Origin of the sequence: Intestinibacter sp. (assembly GCF_034113885.1) — a bacterium.
GTDB lineage: Bacteria > Bacillota > Clostridia > Peptostreptococcales > Peptostreptococcaceae > Intestinibacter.
Genome location: NZ_JAXEWM010000210.1, coordinates 1 through 4,654, shown reverse-complemented (window position 1 = coordinate 4,654; position 4,654 = coordinate 1). Strand labels below are relative to the sequence as shown.

General features: G+C 30.5%; 5 protein-coding genes. All 5 read right to left on the bottom strand.

The features are described 5' to 3' along the window. A partial coding sequence (locus SPD90_RS12945) for a leucine-rich repeat domain-containing protein (RefSeq protein ID WP_320925500.1) occupies window positions 1-1,449 on the bottom strand: 1,449 nt, incomplete at its 3' end. Between the two features lie 188 nt (window positions 1,450-1,637). Beyond that, window positions 1,638-2,402, bottom strand: coding sequence for an ABC transporter permease (locus SPD90_RS12940; RefSeq protein ID WP_320626227.1), 765 nt, complete (start codon window positions 2,400-2,402; stop codon window positions 1,638-1,640). Window position 2,403: 1 nt separating this feature from the next. Continuing rightward, window positions 2,404-3,336: an ABC transporter ATP-binding protein gene (locus SPD90_RS12935; protein ID WP_320925499.1), complete on the bottom strand. Its 933-nt coding sequence runs from the start codon at window positions 3,334-3,336 to the stop codon at window positions 2,404-2,406. Continuing rightward, the gene (locus SPD90_RS12930; protein WP_320623874.1) at window positions 3,336-3,524 is read right to left on the bottom strand and encodes a PLD nuclease N-terminal domain-containing protein; all 189 of its coding nucleotides are present in this window, start codon (window positions 3,522-3,524) and stop codon (window positions 3,336-3,338) included. The genes SPD90_RS12935 and SPD90_RS12930 overlap by 1 nt, the downstream gene beginning before the upstream one ends. 31 nt (window positions 3,525-3,555) lie before the next feature. Next, window positions 3,556-4,654, bottom strand: a 1,099-nt coding sequence (locus SPD90_RS12925; protein WP_320925498.1) for a helix-turn-helix domain-containing protein, incomplete at its 5' end; no start/stop codon positions are given.

Sequence of the window (4,654 nt, the reverse complement as noted above, 5' to 3'; positions counted from 1 at the left end):
AACACTTGTTATATTAGAATTAGAAAATGCATTTGATGATATACTTGTTACTGTCATTCCTTTTATTTCGCTCGGTATAACGATGTCTGTCTCATTTCTAGTACATCCAGTTATGCATACCTCTGAACCAGACTCTGACACAATGTATTCAAATCCTTTTTCTGGTGGTATAGCTAATTCAACAAAATTTATATTATTTTCTTGTGCATAAGTCTGTATATAAGATTGAGGATAACCGTATATAGTTACATTACTACATCCATTAAATGCATCGCTACCTACAGTCGTTACACCATCTAAAATTTTCACCTTTGTTAAATTAGTACATCCATTAAATGCACAATATTCTATAGTTGTAGCACTCTCTGGTATTGATAGCTCTTTTAAACTAGTACAGTCTGAAAATAAATTGTTTTTTATAACAGTTATACCTTCTGGAATATTTATACTTTCTAAGTTAGTACAATCGTCAAATGCGGATTCACCTATGCTTATCACACTATCTGGTATTTGTATATTTGTTAAATTATTGCATCTTTCAAACGCACTCATACCTATTTTTACTAAACTATCTGGTAGCTTTATATTTGTTAAACTACTACATCCAGAGAATTCATATGGAGCTATAGATTCTAAATTATTTGGTAGATTTACCTCTTTTAAATTAACACAGCCATTAAATACATATGATCCTAAAACTTCTACACTATCTGGTATTGTTATGTTTGTTAAACTTTTACAATCACCAAATGCAGCATATTGTATATCCGCTACACTATCTGGTATTTTGACGTCTTTCAAGTTAACACAATGACAAAATGCTGCTGTTCCAATAATAGTTAAGCCATTTGGAATTTGAACATTTTCTAAACTAGTGCAATAATTAAACGTGAATTGATTTATAGCTTTCACATTGTTTGGTATTTTTATACTTATCAAACTGTTGCATTGTTCAAATACTGAATCACCTATAGTTGTCACGCTATTTGGGATATCTATATTTTTCAAGCTTGTACATTTATAAAACGCACTTTTGCCTATAGTTGTCACACTGTCTGGTATTGTTATATCTTTTAGACTTATACATTCAGAAAATAAACTTGCTTTTATAGTTGTTAAATTATTAGGCAATTTTACAGTTGCTAAGTTAGTACATCCCCAAAATGCAGATTCACCTATACTTATAATACTATCTGGAATTTCTACAGTTATAAGGCTTTCACTATTTGCAAATGCCAAATCTTTTATAGCAATTACCCTCATACCGTTAATTTCATCTGGTAAAACTAAATTTTCAGCACTACCTGTATAATCTGTTATTGTAATATTTGAGTTATCTATACTATACTTAAAATCATCGTATATCTCATCTGCAAATGATACATCGACAACATTAAAATTACAGATTATCAATGTTAAGGCTAAAAATATAGATATTAGTTTTTTCATTTTAATCTCTCCCCTTTATTTTGAATTTAATTTTTTTGTATGTTTTTTAGATACCCTCTTATAATTATACCATACTAAATAATTCATTTAACCTGCCCACTGTTTTTTATAAGTTAAAAATATCCAATTTAAAAGAAAAATTCCATCCCTAATTGGTAGAATTAGGATGGAACCTTCAAATTAATCTATTAAAATTCTCTTTTACAAAATACAACTATACTCGAAGCTAAAAATAAAACACTCGCTCCTATATTAATCCAAATACACTTTAATAAATCTGATATTTCTATATTCTCCTTCAAAAGATCCATATTCACAACGACTAATTGAACTGGATTGTACTCTTTTATAGAAGGCAACATATTTAAAAACAACAAGCAAGCTACTATCAAACCACAAAATAGCATAGCTCCATATGAACTCTTAAATAAAATTCCTCCCAAAATCACTGCCGTTATCAAGAATATCCCAAATATCCATACAAGGCTTACTGAGAACAACAGATTTGCGACCTCAGTATCCTCCCAAAACAACATCGAATATAAAAATGTGACCAATGCAGCTAAAAAATACACAACTGTCCAAATCAAACAAGTTGAAGTAAATTTAGATAAAATCACTGTCTTTCTAGATAAACCTTTTGTAAGCATGTTGATAAGTGTACCCTTTGCAAGCTCGTTTGAAATTATACCACTAAACATAATCACCATTACGATAAGTCCCATTTGATTTACATTTTTGAAAAACTGCATCCAAGAATCCATAATCGTAGGCTCTGGTAGGTTTATGCTGACACCCTCCTCCATAAATGATTCTAAAAGATCTGGTGTAAATTTAGCTGTGATAGGATTCATAAATCCTAAAATCAAAAACACTATTACAAGTAAAAGTAATTTATATGTTTTGGCTAATTCGTAAATTTCCTTTTTAGTAAATGCTATATACGCTCTCATTTTATTTTACATCCTCCAAAAATAATCTCTCTAATGTAGGCTCTTGAAGTCTTATAGATATAGGGTATAAATCTGCATCTATCAGTACCTTCATAATCTCTTTTTGGATTTTTACTATATTATTTGAATGAATAAAAATCGTATTTTCTGATTTTTCTAGAGAGGTTTCCATTTCCTTTAATTCAGAATTATTTCCGAATATATTTAAAAATTGTGCTAAATTATCGCCATTTTTAAATTCTATCTCTAGACAATCTACAATATTATCAGCTCTAATTTGAGATAATGCACCACTTAGAGCTATTTTCCCATACTTTAAAATTGCAATTTCATCGCAAATTCTTTCCACATCAGATAGTATATGTGTTGAAAATATTACTGTAGTCTTCTCCTTGACCTTTAATAAAATATCTAGAATTTCTTTTCTTCCTATTGGATCTAGTGCTGATGTAGGTTCATCGCATATCAGTAGCTTAGGCTCATTTAAAAGTGCTTGTGCAATTCCCAGTCTCTGCTTCATCCCCCTTGAAAATCTGCCTATTCGTCTTTTCTTGTGCTCCTTAAGACCTACAAGCTCTAAAAGCTCTTCAGTTTTTTCTTTTATCTCTCTATTATTCATACCAGTAATTTGACCACATAACTTCAAATACTCGACTGGATTCATATATCCGTAGTACTCTGGCACGTCTGGAAGGTAGCCTATAAATCTATTTGTTTTAGTTTCTCCATAATGAACCTTCTCACCACAGACTGTTATAGTGCCACTATCTGGCTTTAAAAATCCAAGTATCATCTTCATAGTAGTAGTTTTACCGGCACCATTTTCTCCTATAAATCCACATATAGTATTTTCACTTACTTTTAGATTCAGATCCTTTATTATATGATTTGAGCCAAATTTTTTAGATAGCCCGTTGATTTCAAGTACATTCATTATTCTTCACCTCTACCAAATACAAAGTAGAATATAGGTCCTATAAATTGTACAAATAAAACTACTAACACCCATATTACTTTATTTCCAAATCTGTAATTTGGATGTCTAAGCACATGAACTAGTGCAGTTATAGCCAATATAAATTGTAATATAATAAGTGGTAATAATAATGGTAATTGATTCATAATGTTTGTTTCCTCCTAAAATTTAATATTTTTACTCGCTTTCTAACGCCAATAAACAAGATTTAAATCTGTACTCTTCTTTTAAACTAGCAAAAACTGGATTGTCCTTTAAAGCACTTATTACGCTTTGTTTTATTAATTTTTGGCTTCTAGGTGGATTTACTCCTAAATCCAAGTCTTTAAACCAAGATTCTATTTTGTCAAAATATTCATTTCCCTTTAGTTTAAAATTATATATACTCTTTACGCATACTTTTGTATACATCTCTATCAAATCTAGAGCTTTTTCCTTTTCTCCATGTACTGCATAAGCCTGTGCTGTACTTAAGTATAAATTTACTGCTATATTTGAATGAAGCTCATCTAAATCAAACGCTTTACATATTTCAAACGCCTTTTCAAAAGTTTCATCTACTACCTTTAAGTCGTTTGCATTTAAAGCTATACGTTGAACTGCATTTCCAACTAAACCTATTAAATGCTGGTACATACAAATCTGTGCTACTTCATCTGCCTTATCTACGTTACCCAATAACTGGAAGCTAAGACCTATGAGCTCTGCATCTTGACTATATGATTCGATATCTTCTCCTAAAAGCTCTAAAATCTCAGCTGGTTTATTCGCCATAGCTAGTGAAAGCGCCTCTAGGGAAACTATCTCCTTTATCAATTTTGGATCGTTGCTTTCTTCCTTTATTCTTATACATAAATCTCTCGCTTTATCTAAAATTTCCTCTTTATTTTCAAATAGCATATGGTGATTTAAGTAAAGCACCACCATTCGTTTTAAAAATTCAAAGCAAGAGTAGTATTTTTTAATGTACTTTTCACATTTTTCTAAGACCTCATCTGGTTTATTTTCAGTAAATTCATCAGCCAAGCTATAGTAAATTTTCTTTATATCCTCTTTTGTAAGCTGTGGTTCATATCCCATGAGTTCATCTAGTGATATATTGAACAACGTCGCCAATTGAGGAAGTAATAATATATCTGGATATGTTATGTTGTTCTCCCATTTTGAAACTGACGATTTTGATACGCCTATATAATTTGCAAGCTCATCTTGAGTTATGCCTTTATTTCTTCTGAACTTAGTTATGTTTTTCCCTATGTTAATTTCATTCATTTCT